The 16720-nt window shown below is 72.7% G+C and carries 13 protein-coding genes; 7 read left to right on the top strand and 6 right to left on the bottom strand.

Annotated elements, in window-relative coordinates; genetic code table 11:
• Positions 1 to 669: 669 nt before the first annotated feature.
• The 6 genes from KBX06_RS26035 to KBX06_RS26010 form a co-directional block, all read right to left on the bottom strand.
• Positions 670 to 1539 (bottom strand): PmoA family protein, encoded by an 870-nt coding sequence (locus tag KBX06_RS26035; protein ID WP_210839569.1) that lies wholly within the window; start codon positions 1537 to 1539, stop codon positions 670 to 672.
• Positions 1536 to 2174, bottom strand: coding sequence for a hypothetical protein (locus KBX06_RS26030; RefSeq protein WP_210839568.1), 639 nt, complete (start codon positions 2172 to 2174; stop codon positions 1536 to 1538). The genes KBX06_RS26035 and KBX06_RS26030 overlap by 4 nt, the downstream gene beginning before the upstream one ends.
• Complete coding sequence (locus tag KBX06_RS26025; protein ID WP_210839574.1) at positions 2171 to 2932, bottom strand: carbohydrate ABC transporter permease; 762 nt, start codon at positions 2930 to 2932, stop codon at positions 2171 to 2173. Before KBX06_RS26025 ends, KBX06_RS26030 begins: the two co-directional genes overlap by 4 nt.
• 137 nt (positions 2933 to 3069) lie before the next feature.
• A complete protein-coding gene (locus KBX06_RS26020) occupies positions 3070 to 4053 on the bottom strand; it encodes a carbohydrate ABC transporter permease (RefSeq protein WP_210839567.1) in 984 nt (327 codons plus the stop codon).
• Between the two features lie 29 nt (positions 4054 to 4082).
• Positions 4083 to 5432, bottom strand: a complete 1350-nt coding sequence (locus KBX06_RS26015; RefSeq protein ID WP_210839566.1) for an ABC transporter substrate-binding protein — start codon at positions 5430 to 5432, stop codon at positions 4083 to 4085.
• A gap of 19 nt (positions 5433 to 5451) precedes the next feature.
• Entirely contained in the window at positions 5452 to 6579 is a 1128-nt protein-coding gene (locus KBX06_RS26010) for a LacI family DNA-binding transcriptional regulator (RefSeq protein ID WP_210839564.1), read from the bottom strand.
• Between the two features lie 239 nt (positions 6580 to 6818).
• Between KBX06_RS26010 and KBX06_RS26005 the strand changes: the two genes are divergently transcribed.
• The 7 genes from KBX06_RS26005 (at position 6819) to KBX06_RS25975 (ending at position 16681) form a co-directional block, all read left to right on the top strand.
• Positions 6819 to 8147 (top strand): Gfo/Idh/MocA family protein, encoded by a 1329-nt coding sequence (locus KBX06_RS26005; protein ID WP_210839562.1) that lies wholly within the window; start codon positions 6819 to 6821, stop codon positions 8145 to 8147.
• A gap of 30 nt (positions 8148 to 8177) precedes the next feature.
• Positions 8178 to 9602 (top strand): glucuronate isomerase, encoded by a 1425-nt coding sequence (uxaC, locus tag KBX06_RS26000; protein WP_210839561.1) that lies wholly within the window; start codon positions 8178 to 8180, stop codon positions 9600 to 9602.
• Complete coding sequence (locus KBX06_RS25995; RefSeq protein WP_210839560.1) at positions 9599 to 10903, top strand: enolase C-terminal domain-like protein; 1305 nt, start codon at positions 9599 to 9601, stop codon at positions 10901 to 10903. Before uxaC ends, KBX06_RS25995 begins: the two co-directional genes overlap by 4 nt.
• Positions 10894 to 12384 (top strand): mannitol dehydrogenase family protein, encoded by a 1491-nt coding sequence (locus tag KBX06_RS25990; RefSeq protein WP_210839559.1) that lies wholly within the window; start codon positions 10894 to 10896, stop codon positions 12382 to 12384. Before KBX06_RS25995 ends, KBX06_RS25990 begins: the two co-directional genes overlap by 10 nt.
• Positions 12381 to 13625: a Gfo/Idh/MocA family oxidoreductase gene (locus KBX06_RS25985; protein WP_307854759.1), complete on the top strand. Its 1245-nt coding sequence runs from the start codon at positions 12381 to 12383 to the stop codon at positions 13623 to 13625. The genes KBX06_RS25990 and KBX06_RS25985 overlap by 4 nt, the downstream gene beginning before the upstream one ends.
• Before the next feature lie 171 nt (positions 13626 to 13796).
• Complete coding sequence (locus tag KBX06_RS25980; RefSeq protein ID WP_210839558.1) at positions 13797 to 15182, top strand: polysaccharide lyase family 1 protein; 1386 nt, start codon at positions 13797 to 13799, stop codon at positions 15180 to 15182.
• Positions 15183 to 15301: 119 nt separating this feature from the next.
• The gene (locus KBX06_RS25975; RefSeq protein WP_210839557.1) at positions 15302 to 16681 is read left to right on the top strand and encodes a pectate lyase; all 1380 of its coding nucleotides are present in this window, start codon (positions 15302 to 15304) and stop codon (positions 16679 to 16681) included.
• The last annotated feature ends 39 nt before the right edge of the window (positions 16682 to 16720 follow it).

The raw sequence follows: 16720 nt of genomic DNA, 5'->3' as shown, positions 1-16720 counted from the left end.
ACGCCGCCAGCGTTCGTCCTGAGCCAGGATCAAACTCTCCAACAAAAACTTGTTGAAAAACTGTCCCGACAACAAAAAGTGTTGCCAAAGGAATCCAAGACCAGCCAAACCGAAGCCTGACCAGTCCGGGGTATAAATCATAATTGGCACTGGCTTATCAAGCACCCTGTTGAGTTCTCAAAGAACAACCACACACCGCCCAGAAACCCCACACCGTGGAGCCCCCGACCCGGGGCATTTCGTTCGCGCCCCCCGCCGCTCTCGCGCCGGGCACTTTTACTACGTTACCCAGTGATTTCCGCCGTGTCAAACCGCTTCGTAGCGATCCGCACCACTTCAATCCCATTTCCGGACATCCCGAAAGCACCGGCTCTCACCGGCGTTTTCCGGAAGTTCGGCAGACCGGCCGCTCCGCGGTCTCCCGCGAGCTCGCCCGGCTCCCTGCCGACCGTGAACCCTACCCGGTCGGTTCCGCCTCACCAAATCCGCCTCGCGGCGAATCCGGGGCACCGCCCGGCCCGGAACCGACGAGTGCGACGCACCCGGCCCCGAAGCTCGTTCCCGCGCCCGGCCTCCCGGAGCATTCGCCCCGTTCGTCCGTTCCGCGCTGGCAGAGAGAAAGTTACGCCCGCTAGACAAGATCGTCAAATCCGGGGTGGGCGGCCCGCGTCACATCCCGCCGGCGGCCAACGCGGCGGCCGCCGTCCGGTCGAGCGCGCCGTCGGCGACCACCACGCGGTGCCGGCCGGTGCGGCTCGCACCCGCGGCGATGACCCTGGGCCGCTCGAAGGCGAACGCGACGCAGACGCCCGGGTACATCGTGGTGCGGACGAACCAGCGGTCGCCCTGCCCGAGCCCGGTCAGCACGAGCGTGTACGCGGCCCCGTCCGGCCCGGTGCCGCAGAAGGCCAGCCACGGTGCGGCGCTGCCGTTGACCGCGTCCTCCCCCTCGGCGGTGGCGGTGCACACCCGGGCGGGTGTCGCACTCGTCGCCCGCCAGAAGAAACCGCCGTAGCCGGCGCCGCCGGGGCGTCCGTTGGTCGCCGGGCTGCCCAGGCTCACCTCCCGGTCGGCGGGGGCGGTCAGCGTGTACGCGGTGTCGAGGGCCCAGGCCCGCTCGCCGACCCGGTGCGCGGCCAGCTCCCGTCGCTCGGTGAGCAGCACCGCCCCGTCCCGGTCGCACCACTGGAGCCGGTGCGCCAGCCGTCGCGGGTCGCGGACCTCCCACCCGGTGTGCGCGATGCGGCCGTGGTCGTCGCGCCACGTGTAGCCGGCGTCCCGGACGTAGGTGCGCCCGCCCCAGAGGTTGGTGCCGTCGACGTCCTGCACGGCCAGGGACGCGCCGAGGTGCCAGACGTGGTCGGCGGGGAACGCGTCCGTGACCACCGTCCCGCCGAGTGTCCGCACCGGGTGCAGGTACGGGCGGGGGCCGTGCCGGGGATCGACGGCCGGGTCGACGACGTACCGGGCCACCGGCACACCGTCCACGCTGAGCTGCCGGTCCGGCTCGGTCCCGGCGGGGTCGACGTGCCCGGTCACGACCGGCCCACCGGGCTGAGCACGGTCCGCCGGGCGACCGCGTGCAGCGCGGCAACCACGTACCCGGCGAGGATCGGCACCGCGACCGGGGTGACCATGACCGCGAGCAGCGCGGCGACGACGCCGACCCCGCCGGCGGCGGCCCAGGTGCCCGGGCGCGCGCGGCAGGCACCGGCGGCCGCGCCGGCGGCGACGCGCCAGTCGCGCCCGCCGCGCCGGCCGACCTCCACCACGACCAGCGCGGCGTACCCGGCCAGGGCGGCGGCCACCGCGACGGTCACCAGGAGCAGCGGCGCCCCGCCGGGGACCCGCCCGCCGGCCAGCGCGACGACGTCCACGGCGAGCAGCCCGAGGGCGGCGACCGCCAGCACGCTCACCCCCACGCCGGGCAGCAGGGCCCGGCCGTACCGGGCCAGGGTCTTCCGCGCGGAGGGCCACGACCCGAGGCGGTACCGGTCGTGCACCGCCGCGCTCGCGGCGGCGACGGCCGCCGCCGCGGTGACCAGCGGCAGCGCCGCCAGCGTCAGCGCGATGCCGAGCACGGCCAGGTCCGTGGCGTCGGTGAGCACGTCGCGCCAGTCGCGGCCAGCCGGCGCGGCGTCCAGGTCCGGCCCGTCGTTCCGGTCCGGGCTCATCCCTTGAGCCCGCTCGTGTTGATGCCCTCCACCAGCATCCGCTGGAAGGCCACGAAGAACAGGAACACCGGCAGCAGCGACAGCACCGACATGGCGAACATCGGTCCGACGGCGCTCTGGCTCGTCGAGTCGATGAACAGGGTCAGCGCCACCGGCACCGTGTAGTCGTCCAGGTCGGAGAGGAAGACGAGCTGGCGGAAGAAGTCGTTCCAGGTCCAGATGAACGAGAAGATCGCCGTGGTGACGAGCGCCGGGCGGCTCAGCGGCAGGATCACGTACCGGAAGATCCCGAACGCGTTCGCCCCGTCGATCTTGGCGGCCTCGTCGAGCTCCTTCGGGATGCCCCGCATGAACTGCACCATCAGGAAGACGAAGAACGCCTCGGTGGCCAGGAACTGCGGGATCAGCAGCGGCAGGTACGGCCACTCGCCCCCGACCAGGCCCAGGCTGCGGAACAGGATGTACTGCGGCACGATCAGCACGTGGCCGGGCAGCAGCAGCGTCCCGATCATGACGGCGAACCAGACGCCGCGCAGCCGGAACCGCAGCCGCGCGAAGGCGTACGCGGCGAGCAGGCAGGAGACCCCGTTGCCGATCACGGTCAGCAGGCTGACCATCGCGCTGTTGAGGAAGAACCGGCCGAAGCTGAGGTCGAAGTTGGTCCACCCGTCGACGTAGTTGCCGGGGGTGAACTCGTTCGGCAGCAGGCCGATGTTGTTGACGATCTCCTCCTGGCTCTTCAGGGACGTACCGATCATCCAGAAGAGCGGGTAGAGCACGACCGCGACGATCGCGATCAGGATGAGCAGGCGCACGGCCTGCCCGCCGCCGCTGGCCCGACGCGGGCCGCGCGGGCCGGTCGCCGCCGGAGCTGTCGCCGGGGTTGCCGTCGCCGTCACCGGTCCTCCCCGTCGGAGTAGTGCACCCAGAACCGCCCGGTGCTGAAGAAGATCGCTGTGATGATCGCGATGGCGATCAGGAAGACCCAGGCCATCGCGGAGGCGTAGCCCATCTCCAGGTCGGTGAAGCCCGTGATGTAGAGGTTCAGCGTGTACATCAGGGTGGAGTCGACCGGGCCGCCGGTGCCGTTGCTGAGCACGAACGCGGCGGTGAAACCCTGGAAGCCGTTGATGGTCTCCAGCACCAGGTTGAAGAAGATCACCGGCGAGAGCATCGGCAGGGTGACGGCGACGAACTGCCGCCACCTGCCGGCGCCGTCGACGGAGGCCGCCTCGTAGAGCTCGGTGGGCACCTGTTTGAGACCGGCCAGGAAGATCACCATGGGCGCGCCGAACTGCCAGATGGCGAGCACCATCAGGGTCTCCAGGGCCCAGTCGGGGTCGTTGACCCACGGCTTGCCCTCGATGCCGAAGAAGGCCAGCAGGGAGTTGAACGCGCCCTCGCGGTTGAACATGTTGACCCAGACGATGGCCAGCGCGACGCTGCCGCCGAGCAGCGACGGCAGGTAGAACAGGCCGCGGAACAGCCCGACACCGCGCCAGGCGCGGTTGAGCAGCAGGGCCACCCCGAGCGCGGCCGCCAGCTTCAGCGGCACGGCGACCAGGGCGAAGGTGAGCGTCACCCGCACCGAGTGCCAGTACGACGGGTCGGCGGTGAACATCCGCTCGTAGTTGGCGAAGCCGACCCACTCCACCTCCGGGAGCGGGGTGAGGATGTCGTAGTTGGTGAAGCTCAGGTAGAGCGACAGGAGCATGGGTATCGCCGTGACGGCCAGCAGGCCGAGCAACCAGGGCGACAGGAAGACGTAGCCGGCCAGACCGTCACCGTGCCGGGCCCGCCCGACCCCGCGCCTGCCGGCGGGGGTCGGGACGGATCCGGTACGTCGTCGGGTCGGACCGGGCGCCGTGGTCAGGGCCACGTGCCGATTCCTCTCCGTAGCGTCTCAGGTCAGGCGATGGCGGACTTGCAGGCGGTGAGGAACTGCTCCGCCGCCTCGGCGGAGGTGACCCGGCCGTACTGGGCGTTCTCGGCGGCCTTGGTCAGCTCTGCGCGGATCTTGCTGTGCCCCTTGAGCGGGACCTGCGGCGCCTCGCCGAACTTCTGCGCCAGGTCGGACTCCACCTGGATCGACTGCTTCATCGCCGGGTCGGTGACGTCGTCGCTGACCACGCGGCGCAGGTCGAGGTTGGACGGCAGGCCGCGGTCGGTACCGAGGATCTTGACGGCCTCGGTGTCGTTGGCCAGGAAGTTGATCACGTCCACCGCGACGTCCTTGTGCCTGCTGCCCTTGAACACCGACCAGTACATGGAGGCGCGGGCCCACTGGCCGCTCGGGTCGCCCGGGTAGGCGATGACGCCCAGCTCGTCCTTGGTGTTCTTCTTCAGCTCCGGCATCTGGTTGACCCAGACCCAGCTGGTGCCCGCCTTGCCGGTGACCACGAGCTGCTTGGTGATGTCGGTGGCGTTGCCCTCGTGGATGACGTCGGGGGTCGGGGTGGCGCCCCGGTCCCGGGCGCCCTTCCACAGGTCGAACCACCTGGTCACGTCCTCGGCGGTGAAGCCGAGTTCCTTGCCCTTGTAGAGGTCCTTGCCCTGCTGGCGCAGCCACACCCAGAACGCCTTGTAGTCGGCGCTCGGGTCCTGGGTACCGGGCACCTTGGTCCTCTTCGCGACCTGCTCGGCCCAGGCGATGTGCTCCTCCCAGGTCATCCCGGTGGTCGGCTCCGGCAGCCCGTTCTTCGTCAGCAGCGTCTTGTTGTAGACCAGGCCCTGGGTGTTCTCCCCCGCGGCGACGCCGGCGAGCTTGCCGTCGACGACGCCGTACTGCCAGAGGCTCTCGGGGAACTTCGACACGTCGAGGTCACCGTCGTCCTTGTACGACGTCAGGTCGAGGGTGGTGCTGCGGGCCGCGTACTCGGCCAGGTAGTTGTCGTCGATCTGGAAGATGTCCGGCGGGTTGCCGCCGGCGGTGAGGGTGGCCAGCTTGTCGAAGTAGCCCTGGTTGGCCTGCCAGGTCTTCTCGAAGGTGACGTTCGGGTGCTTCTTCGTGTAGAGGGCGAGGGCCTCCTCGGTCAGCTTCGCCCGGGCCTCACCGCCCCACCAGAAGATCGAGAGCTTGACCGGGGCGTTCGGATCGGTGCTGGCCTGCTCGTCGTCGCCGCAGCCGGCGGCACCGAGGACCAGGGGCAGGGCGACGACCGCGGCGAGCAGGCCGCGGATCAGCCGCCGTCGGCGGACGGGGGTACGGTGAACGGGCACGGCCTGCGTGCCAGTGGTGGGGGGCGTGGCGGGGTGCATGTGCGCTCACTCCTTGGCGTTAGGAGGCGACGACGCCACCGGTGGCCGCGGTCGGGTGACCCGGGCCCGCAAGGCGATGCGGGCCCGGGACGACCAACTCGGCGTCGGGGCGGTGCCGACCGTCCGCCGGCGCGGCGGCGGTCGAGTCGCGGATGACCAGTTCGGTCTGGAGCATTACCTGTGCGGTGGTACGACGGTCGTCGCTCGTGACACCCCGACCGCCGCGTGAGCCACGGGCGGCGACGGTGTCGTGTTGCAGGAGCATGTCGACGGCCGTCCGACCGGCGGCCGCGTTGGGCGTGGCCACCGTCGTCAACTTGGGCCGGGTGAGCCGGCTGAGGGCGATGTCGTCGATGCCGACGACGCTCACGTCCTGCGGGACGCGCAACCCGAGGGCGTCGAGGCCTTCGATCAGGCCGATCGCCATCAGGTCGTTGTAGGCGAGCACCGCCGTGGCCTCGCTGCGGCGGACCTGCTCGGCGAGGGCCACGCCGCCGGTCTCGGTGGGCTGGTTGGGCCCGAGCACGGTGAACTCGGCGCCGCCGGCCCGCGCCGCGACGCCGGCCGCCCGGCGGATCTCCCGGCTGGTCCACGAGCCGCGCGGTCCGCTGAGCAACGCGATGCGCCGGTGGCCGAGGCCGAGCAGGTGCTCGACGGCCGAGCGGGCGCCCTGCCCGACGTCCATGGTGACGCACGGCAGGCCGGCGACCTGCCGGTTGATGACCACCAGCGGCACCTCGCGGCTGAGCTGTTCGATCATGCTGTTGCTCATCCGCGGGCTGCACAGCAGCACCCCGTCCACCTGCTTGGCGAGGGCGTGCACCAGCTCCTCCTCGGCGATCGGGTCCTCGTTGGTGTCGGCCACGAAGACGTGGTAGTCGCGTTGGCGGGCCTGGCTCTCCGCCGCCTTGATCAGCGGCGGGAAGAACGGGTTGGCGATGTCCGCGATGATCAGCCCGATGTTGTGTGTACGGCCGGTGATCAGGGCGCGGGCGGCGCGGTTGGGCCGGTAGCCGAGTTCCTCGGCGCAGGCCAGCACGCGGCTGCGGGTCTCGGGGTTGACCAGGTGCGGGGCCGAGAACGTGCGGGAGACCGTGGAGATGTGCACGCCGGAGGCCCGGGCGACGTCTCGGATGGTGGCTGGCACGGCGGGGCCCTTCGTCCAGTGTGGCTGGGGTCACGTCAGGTGCCGACAATTAATGCAAACGGTTGCGCCGGTGTCAACGGTCGATGGTTACAGATCCGTTTCGGCCACGCTCCCACCATGCGCCCAAATCACTATCAAATCGGATCTATGCCGCCGGTTTGGCATCGATCGTTGACGTCGCCACGCGGCTCGTGGTTATTTCGCTGCAAACCTTTGCAGCACCACGGGAGGCGGTCGCCATGTCGTCCAGCACCGGTCAGCGGGTCCGCCACGCCCTCGTGGGCACCGGGTCACGCGCCGAGATGTTCGTCCGGGCGCTGGTACGCGACCACGCCGACACCGCCGAACTCGTCGCGTTCGCCGACGTCAACCAGTCCCGCATGGACGCCCACAACCGGTGGCTCGGCGAGCTGGGGCACCCGCCGGTGCCGACGTACCGGGCCGACGACCTGGCCGCCATGCTCGGCAGGGAGCGCGTCGACGTGCTGGTGGTGACGAGCGTGGACGACACCCACGCCGCGCACGTCGACACGGCGCTGCGGGCCGGCTGCGACGTCATCACCGAGAAGCCGATGACCGTCGACGCCGCCGGCTGCCGGCGGATCCTCGACGCGGTCGCCGACACCGGCCGGCAGGTGCGGGTGGCGTTCAACTACCGCTACAACCCGCTGCACGAGAGGCTGCGCGAACTGCTCGCCGACGGCGCCGTCGGCGAGGTGGGCTCGGTGCACTTCGAGTGGCTGCTCGACGTGCGGCACGGCGCCGACTACTTCCGCCGCTGGCACCGCGACAAGGCGCACTCCGGCGGGCTGATGGTGCACAAGGCCGGGCACCACTTCGACCTGGTCAACTGGTGGCTCGACGCCACCCCCGTCGAGGTGTACGCCACCGGCCGGCTGTTCTTCTACGGCGAGGCCGGCCGTCGGCACGGCTACGCCCGCGACTACGACCGGGCGCACGGCTCCCCCGCCGCCGCCGACGACCCGTTCGCGCTGCGCCTCGACGCGCACCCGAAGCTGCGCGAGCTCTACCTCGACGCCGAGGCCGAGGACGGCTACCAACGCGACCGCAACGTCTTCGCCCCCGGCGTGGACATCGAGGACGACATGGCGGTGCTGGCGCGCTACTCGACCGGCGCGACGATGACCTACCACCTCACCGCGTACGCCCCCTACGAGGGCTACCGGGTGATGGTCAACGGCAGCCGGGGCCGCCTCGAGCTGGAGGTCGTGGAGAGCGACCACGTCAGCCCCGCGTCCGCCGGGGCACTCAAGGGCGCGGCGCTGCACGGCGACGAGGCCGCCGCCGAGGCCGGCTGCGCGACGCTGACCCTGCGGCCGTTCTGGGCGCCGCCGCAGGTCGTACCCGTGTCGGGACACACCCGCTCCGGGCACGGTGGCGCCGACGCCCGGATGGCGCGGGTGCTGATCGGCGGCGAGGCGGACCCGATGGGGCGGGCGGCCACCGCCCGCGACGGCGCCCTCGCCCTGCTCACCGGGCTGGCCGCGAACCGGTCCTTCACCACCGGCGCCCCGGTCCGGGTCGCCGACCTGCTCGACCTCCCCTGAGCCGCGTACACCTTCCGAGGAGCCCCAGCCGTGCCCACGACCGACCTGCTCTTCCCCGCCGACCCCGCGCAGCGCGCGGTGGCCCGCCGGCTGTACGCGCTGGCCGCGCCCCAGCCGATCATCTCCCCGCACGGGCACGTCGACCCGGCGATCCTGGCCGAGGACCGCCCGTTCCCCGACCCGGCGCGGCTGCTCATCGTGCCCGACCACTACCTCACCCGGATGCTGCTCAGCCAGGGCGTCCCCCCGGCGGAGCTGGGCGTGCCCACCGTCGACGGCAGTCCCACGGAATCCGACGGGCGCACCATCTGGCGACGCTTCGCCGCGCACTGGCACCTGTTCCGGGGCACCCCCTCCCGGCTCTGGCTGGAACAGGCCTTCACCGACGTGTTCGGGGTGCGCACCGCGCTCTCCCCCGCCACCGCCGACGCCGTCTACGACGAGCTCACGGCCCGCCTCGCCGAGCCGGAGTTCCGGCCCCGGGCGCTGTTCGAGCGCTTCGGCATCGAGGTGCTCGCCACCACCGAGTCGCCCCTGGACGACCTCGGGCAGCACGCCAAGCTCGCCGCCGACGGCTGGGGCGGGCCGGGCGGCCGGGTGATCACCACGTTCCGCCCGGACAACGTGGTCGACATGGAGTTCGACGGCTGGGCCGGCAACGTCGCGCGGCTCGGCGGGATCACCGGCGAGGACACCGGCACGTACGCCGGCTACCTGGCGGCGCTGCGCCAGCGACGGGCCGCCTTCATCGCCGCCGGCGCCACCTGCACCGACCACGGCCACCCCACCGCGCGCACCCTGGCGCTGGGCACGGACGAGGCCGCGCGCCTCTACGACAAGGGCCTGCGCGGGGTCGCCGACGCGGCCGACGCGGAGACGTTCCGGGCGCACATGCTGCTGGAGTTCGCCCGGATGTCGCTGGACGACGGCCTCGTCATGCAGCTGCACCCCGGCTCGGTGCGCAACCACAACCGCTGGCTGTACGCGCGGCACGGCCGCGACGTCGGCGGCGACCTGCCGCAGGCCACCGAATACCTGCACGCGCTGACCCCGCTGCTGGACGCGTACGGCAACGACCCGCGGCTGCGGGTGGTCCTCTACACCCTCGACGAGTACACGTTCAGCCGGGAACTCGCGCCGCTGGCGGGCGGCTACGCGGCGCTGTACCTCGGTGCGCCGTGGTGGTTCCTGGACTCGCCGGAGGTGCTGCGCCGCTTCCGCGAGTCGGTGACCGAGTCCGCGGGCTTCTACAACACCGCCGGGTTCGTCGACGACACCCGCGCGTTCTGCTCCATCCCGGTGCGCCACGACGTGGCCCGCCGGGTCGACGCCGCCTACCTGGCGCGGCTGGTCACCGAGCACCGCCTCGGCGAGGACGAGGCCGCCGAGACCATCGTCGACCTGGCGTACCGGCTGCCGAAGAAGGTCTTCAAGATCGGAGAGAACCTCCTGTGACTGTCACCGTCACCGCCGTCGACGTGCACGACGTGCGGTTCCCGACCGCCGCCGCCGGCGACGGATCGGACGCGATCAACCGGGGCGACTACTCGGCCAGCTACGTCGAGCTGCGCACCGATGCCGGCGTCACCGGGGCCGGGTTCACGTTCACCAACGGTCGCGGCAACGAGCTGACCTGCGCGGCGATCGAGGCCCTCGCCCACCACGTGACCGGCCGCACCGTGGCGGAGATCTTCGCCGACCCGGTGGCGTTCTGGCGCTCGCTCAGCGCCGACGTGCAGCTGCGCTGGCTGGGCCCCGAGAAGGGGGTCATCCACATGGCCACCGGCGCACTGGTCAACGCGGTCTGGGACCTGCGGGCCAAGCTGGCCGGCAAGCCGATGTGGCAACTGCTCGCCGAGCTGCCCACCGAGGAGCTGGTGGCCAGCATCGACTTCCACCACATCACCGACGCCCTCACCCCGGGCGAGGCGGCGGCCATCCTCGACAAGGGGCTCATCGGGCTGGACGAGCGCCGCGCCGGGCTGGAGCGCGACGGCTTCCCGTCGTACACCACCTCGGTGGGGTGGCTGGGCTACCCCGACGACAAGGTCCGGGCGCTGACCCGGCAGGCGTACGCCGAGGGTTGGCGGGCGATGAAGATGAAGGTCGGCGGTCCGCCGGCGGACGACCTGCGACGGGCGCGGATCATCCGGGCGGAGATCGGGCCGGACGCGCTGCTGATGATGGACGCCAACCAGGTCTGGGACGTCGACGAGGCGATCACCAACATGACCGCGCTGGCGGAGGTCGACCCGTACTGGATCGAGGAGCCGACGCACGCCGACGACATCCTCGGGCACGCCCGGATCGCGCGGGCGGTGACCGGGCTGACCGGCGGCCGGTGCCGGGTCGCCACCGGGGAGGTGGCCGCCAACCGGGTCATCTTCAAGCAGCTGTTGCAGGCCGAGGCGATCGGTGTGATGCAGATCGACGCCTGCCGGGTCGGCGGCGTCAACGAGGTCCTCGCCGAGATCCTGATGGCGGCGAAGTTCGGGGTGCCGATCTGCCCGCACGCCGGCGGTGTGGGCCTGTGCGAGTACGTCCAGCACCTGGCGGTCTTCGACTACCTGCGGGTCGGCACCAGCCTCGACGGCCGGATGGTGGAGTACGTCGACCACCTGCACGAGCACTTCGTCGACCCGGTACGCACCCGCGAGGGGCGCTACCTGCTGCCGGAGGCGCCCGGCTACAGCTCCACGATGAAGCCGGAGTCGATCGCCGAGTTCCGCTTCCCGGACGGACCGGTGTGGCGGTGACCGTCGGCGCCGCCCGGCTCGGCCTCGGCACGCTGCGCCGGCTGCCGACCGACAGCCGCCCGCTGCTGCGCCCGGGCAGCGTGCCGGCGGGGATCGTGCACCTCGGGTTGGGCGCGTTCCACCGCGCCCACCAGGCCGTCTACACCGAGGAGGCGATGGCGCGGGCCGGGGGCGACTGGGGCATCGTCGGCGTGGCGCCGCGCAACCCCGACGTGGTGACGACACTGGCCGCGCAGGACAACCTGTTCAGCGTCACCACCAGCAGCGGCGAGGGTTGCCACACCCGGGTGGTCGGCGCGCTGGCGGGCACGCGGCACGCCGCCGGCGACCCGGCCGCCGTGGTGGCGCTGCTGGCCGATCCGGCGATCCGGGTGGTCACCCTCACCGTGACGGAGAAGGCGTACCAGCTCGACCCGGTCACCGGACGGCTGCGCCCGGACCCGGAGGTCGCCGCCGACCTGCGCACCGACCGGGCGCCGGTCACCGTACCGGGCCTGCTGCTGCGCGGGCTGCTGGCCCGGGCCGCCGCGCAGGGCCCGCCGCTGGCCCTGGTCAGCTGCGACAACCTGCCCGCGAACGGCCGCCGGCTGCGCGGCCTGGTCGAGCAGTCGATGGCGTACGCGGGGGTGCCGGAGCCGCTGGCCGACCGGGTACGCGAGTGCGTCAGCTTCCCCGGCACGATGGTCGACCGGATCGTGCCGGCCAGCACGGCGCAGACCCTCGCCGACGCCGAGCGGGCGCTGGGGGTGACCGACCTGGCGGCGGTGGTGGCCGAGCCGTACCGGCAGTGGGTCATCGAGGACGACTTCCCGGGCGGCCGGCCGGCCTGGGAGCGGGCCGGTGCGGTGCTCACCGCGGACGCGGGGCCCTGGGAGCGGCTGAAGCTGCGCGCCCTCAACGGCGTGCACTCGGCCGCCGCCTACCTGGGGGCGCTGGCGGGGCGGGAGACCATCGCCGACGCACTGGCCCTGCCGCACCTGACGACGGTGCTGCGGCACCTGGTCGCCGAGGACGTGGCGGCGAGCTTCGACCCGCCCGAGGGAGTCTCGGTCGTCGCGTACGGGGAGGAGGTGCTGACGCGGTTCGCCAACCCGGCGATCCGCCACCGCACCCTCCAGGTGGCGATGGACGGCTCGCAGAAGCTGCCGCAGCGGGTCCTGCACACCATCGCCGACCTGCGGGCCGCCGGGCGGCCGGCGCACTGGGCCACGCTGGTGGTGGCCGCCTGGCTGCGCTTCGCCCAGGGCCACGCCGACGACGGCAGCCTCCTGCCGCTGGCCGATCCGCTCGCCGACGAGATCCGCGCGGCGCTCGCCGCCGGCCCCGGGACCCCGGCGGGGGCGGTCGACGCGGTGTTCGCGCTGCGCCAGGTCTTCCCCACCGAGATCGCCGAGGACGACGACGTGCGCGCCGAGGTGACCGGCTGGCTGGCCGCCCTGGAGCGGCACGGGGTGGCCGCGACGCTGGCGGGTGCCCGGTGACGGCCGCCGCGCCGGGACGGGCCGGGTCGCCCCCGCCCGGCGCGGTGCCCCGGGTCGCCGTCGTCGGGGCCAACGGGCACGGGCGCTGGCACCGGCGGGTCGTCGCGCCGCTGCACGCCGCCGGGCGGCTGCGGCTGGTCGCCCTGGTCGACGTACGCCCGATCGAGGCCGACCCGGCGGCGCCGGTGCCGGACGGCACGGCGGTCCACACCGACCACCGGAAGATGCTGCGCACGGCCCGGCCGGACGTGGTGGTGGTCTGCACCCCGCCGCACACCCACCTGCCGATCGCCCTGGACGTGCTCGCCGCGGGCGCCGACCTGCTGCTGGAAAAGCCTCCGGTGCTCTGCACCGCCGAACACCGGGAGTTGGCCGCCGCCCTCGCCGCGACGGGCCGGGCGTGCCAGGTGGGCTTCCAGGCGCTCGGCTCGGCGGCGCTGACGGAGCTGGTCGACGCGGTCCGGGCCGGGCGGCTGGGCACCGTCACCGGCATCGCGACGGTGGCGGCGTGGCAGCGCCCCGACGCCTACTACGCGCGGGCGCCGTGGGCCGGGCGGCGGACGCTGCACGGCCGGCCGGTGCTGGACGGCGCCCTGGCCAACCCGTTGGCGCACGCGGTCATGCAGTGTCTCGCGGTGGCCGAGGCAGCCGGAGGCGGGCCGGTGGAGCCGACGCGGATCGAGGTGGAGCGCTACCGGGTCCGGCCGATCGAGGTGGACGACACGGCGACCCTGCGGGTGTCGTCCCGCTCGGGGCCGCCGATCGTCGCGGCGGTGACCCTGGCCGGCGAGGACTTCGTCGCCGGCGAGGTGGTCGTGACCGGCACCGGCGGCCGGGCCGTGCTGGAGTACCCGACCGACCGGCTGCTGCTGCCCGGCGACGCCGGCCCGCGCGAGGTGCCGGGCCGGCGCGGGCTGCTGGAGAACCTCCTCGACCACCGCGTCGACCCGGCGGTGCCGTTGATCGCGCCGCTGGCGCGGACCGCCCCGTTCACCGCGGTGCTGGAGGCGGTCACCACCGCACCGGAACCGACCCCGCTGGGCGGCGACCTGGTCACCGCCGCGGGTGACGGCCCGCAGCGGGTGCTGACCGTGCGCGGGATCAACCGGCTGCTGCGCCGGGCGGCCGACGACGGGGCGCTGTTGTCGGAGTTGGCGGTGCCGTGGGCGGTGGCGCCGCACCGTACGGACCTGACCGGGCAGGAGGGACCGCAACGCACTGCAACTGAACCGCCCGCCTGACGCGAGTCCATAGCGGACATTGCGCCGTCATCCCGACCGAGGGCGGTCGGGACGATACCGGCCGATCGCATCAATTGCAACACTTCTGCACACGCTGGTCATTGACTCGCATAAATCGTGAAACCTACCGTTGCCCCATATCGAACAGGCGACGAACAGGTGGGCCGACAGATGTGGAAGCAGACAGTGGGCGCGACGATGATCGCCGTCACGCTCGCGGCGACGTCCGGGAGCGCGGCGGCGACACCGGCGCCTGACGGCGGTACCGCCGCCACCGCGGACGGCACGACCGACGGCGGGCTCTCCTGGGCCGCCCGGCTGCTGGGTCGGCAGCCGCTACCGGCCGGGGACGGCTGGGCGGCCGAGGGGACCGGCACCACCGGCGGCGCGGCGGCGACACCGGAGCAGGTGCACGTGGTCGCCAACCGGGCCGAGCTGGTCGCGGCCCTCGGCGGGGACAACGCCACCAACCGGGGCAACGCCACCCCGAAGATCATCTACGTCCGGGGCGTCGTCGACGGCTTCGAGGGGCCCGACGGCACCGTGCTCGACTGCTCGGATCTCGCCGATCCGGAGTACTCGCTGCCGGCGTACCTCGCGGCGTACGACCCGGCGGTCTGGGGGCGGCTGGCGCCGAGCGGACCGCTGGAGGCGGCACGGGTGCGCTCGGTGACCAACCAGACCCGACAGACCCAGATCAACGTCGGCCCGAACACCACCATCGTCGGCCTGCGCGGCGCCCGGCTGACCGGTCTGACGCTGATGCTCGACGGCGCGCACAACACGATCGTGCGGAACCTGACCTTCGACGACGCCCGGGACTGCTTCCCCGCCTGGTCCCCCACCGACGGCGCCGCCGGCAACTGGAACTCCCAGTACGACCAGATCTCGGTGCGCCGCAGCGAGCACGTCTGGATCGACCACAACACCTTCACCGACGGCGACAACCCCGACAGCAGCCAGCCGGTGCACCTCGGCCGGCCGTACCAGGTGCACGACGGGTCACTCGACGTCACGCACACCGCGAGCCTGGTGACCGTCTCGTACAACCGGTTCGTCGGGCGGGACAAGGTCATGCTCATCGGCTCGTCCAACACCGTCGGCCCGGACGTCGGGCGGCTGAAGGTGAGCCTGCACCACAACCTCTTCGACGGGGTGCTCCAGCGGCTGCCCCGGGTGCGGTTCGGCCAGGTCGACGTGTGGAACAACCACTACCGGCTGGCCGGCGACGGATTCGAGTACGCGATCGGCGTCGGGGTGCAGTCCGCGGTGGTCGCCGAGCACAACTTCTTCAACCTCGGAGCCGACGTCGCCGTCGACGACCTGCTCTACGACTGGGGCGGCACCGCCGTCACCACCAGGGGCAACTGGGTCCGCGCCGCCGGGGACCGGGCCCGCCCGGTCGACCTGGTGGGCGCGTACAACGCGGCGCACGAGCCGGACCTGGCCCCCGACGCCGGCTGGACGCCGACCCTGCGACGCGGCCCCGTGCTGCCGGCGCCCGCGGTGCCGGCGGTCGTGGGGGCGCTGGCCGGCGCGGACCGGCTGCCCCTGTAGGACACCGGCCGCCGCGTCGTCCCGCGCGGCGGCCGGACCCCCGCCGCACCAGACCTGCGCATCGAAGCGCACTGACCGCTCCCGGGGGCCACCACACCACCGCTCGAAGGAGAGAGATCATGCACCTGAGACGCACCCACCGACGGACCATGGCCGCGGCCTTCACCGCAGGGGCGACCGCCGCCGTGCTGGCCGCCAGCATGGGCTCGTCGGCCTCCGCCGCCACCGTCTTCTCGGACAACTTCAACGACGGCGACGCCGGCGGCTGGTCGAAGTCCGGCGGCACCTGGTCGGCGGCCACCGACGGCACCGGCGTGTTCCGGCAGTCCAACGCGGGCAGCGAGCTGGCCCGGCAGTTCGCCGGCCAGACGAGCTGGACCGACTACCAGGTCCAGGCGCGGGTCAAGCCGCTGTCGTTCGGCTCGTCGAGCGCCCTGGTCGGCCTGGCCGCCCGCTCGGCCAGCAGCACGAAGATGTACCGGCTGGCCCTGCTCGGCAGCGGCCGGGCCGAGTTGCAGGCGGTCAACGGCAGCCAGATCACCCCGCTCGGCTCGGCGTCGGTCGGGGCCACGGCCGGCAGCTGGTACACGCTGCGCATCGAGACCGCCGGCAGCACCGTCCGGGGCTTCGTCAACGGCACGCAGGTCGGGTCCGGCACCAGCGGCCTGGCCAGCGCCGGCCGGATCGGGCTCGTCACCTCGTACGCCAGCGGCAGCTTCGACGATGTGGCGGTCGACACCTCCGGCGGGTCGACCCCGACGACGCCGCCGCCGACCACCGCACCGCCGACCACGCCACCACCCACCACTCCGCCGCCCACCACGCCGCCGCCGAGCTGGCCCACGCCCACGGCCAACGTCAAGGTCGACGACACCATCGACGTTCCGGTGAGCCTCGACGGCGGGCTCAAGCGGTACTACGGCATCGGCGACGGCGGGCAGGGCGAGAGCCAGGACCCGATGTTCGTCCTCGCCCCGGGGGCCACCCTGCGCAACGTGATCATCGGCGCCCCGGCCGGGGACGGCGTGCACTGCGAGGGCAACTGCACGCTGGTCAACGTCTGGTGGGAGGACGTCGGCGAGGACGCCGCGACCTTCCGGGGCGGGAGCACGTACACGGTGGACGGCGGCGGGGCGCGTTCCGCCAGCGACAAGGTGTTCCAGCACAACGGCGGGGGCACCCTGCACATCCGCAACTTCCGGGTGGAGAACGCGGGCAAGCTCTACCGGGCCTGCGGCAACTGCTCCACGTCGTACCAGCGACACGTGGTGATGGACAACGTCACCGCCACCTCGACGGACGCGCTGGCCGGCATCAACACGAACTGGGGTGACACCGCCCGGTTCAGCCGGATCACCGTCCTCGACGACCCGGATCGCGAGACCCGGATCTGCGTCAAGTACAAGGGCGTGCCGAAGGGCAGCGAGCCGACGGAGATCGGGCAGGGCGCTGACGGCACCAACTGCCTCTACTCGGCGTCGGACATCACCTGGCGCTGACCCGTACCAGAGTGACGGCGGCCCCGCGGACCATCTGCC

It is taken from the genome of Micromonospora sp. C31, assembly GCF_018070575.1.
GTDB lineage: Bacteria > Actinomycetota > Actinomycetes > Mycobacteriales > Micromonosporaceae > Micromonospora.
Note: the sequence above shows the minus strand (reverse complement) of the source record. Positions and strands in the feature narration are given on the sequence as shown.

Coding starts and splice junctions, on each gene's coding strand:
- KBX06_RS26030 (WP_210839568.1), bottom strand. CDS start 2,174: ATGAGCCCGGACCGGAACGACGGGCCGGACCTGGACGCCGCGCCGGCT.
- KBX06_RS26025 (WP_210839574.1), bottom strand. CDS start 2,932: ATGATCGGTACGTCCCTGAAGAGCCAGGAGGAGATCGTCAACAACATC.
- KBX06_RS26015 (WP_210839566.1), bottom strand. CDS start 5,432: ATGCACCCCGCCACGCCCCCCACCACTGGCACGCAGGCCGTGCCCGTT.
- KBX06_RS26005 (WP_210839562.1), top strand. CDS start 6,819: ATGTCGTCCAGCACCGGTCAGCGGGTCCGCCACGCCCTCGTGGGCACC.
- KBX06_RS25980 (WP_210839558.1), top strand. CDS start 13,797: ATGTGGAAGCAGACAGTGGGCGCGACGATGATCGCCGTCACGCTCGCG.
- KBX06_RS25975 (WP_210839557.1), top strand. CDS start 15,302: ATGCACCTGAGACGCACCCACCGACGGACCATGGCCGCGGCCTTCACC.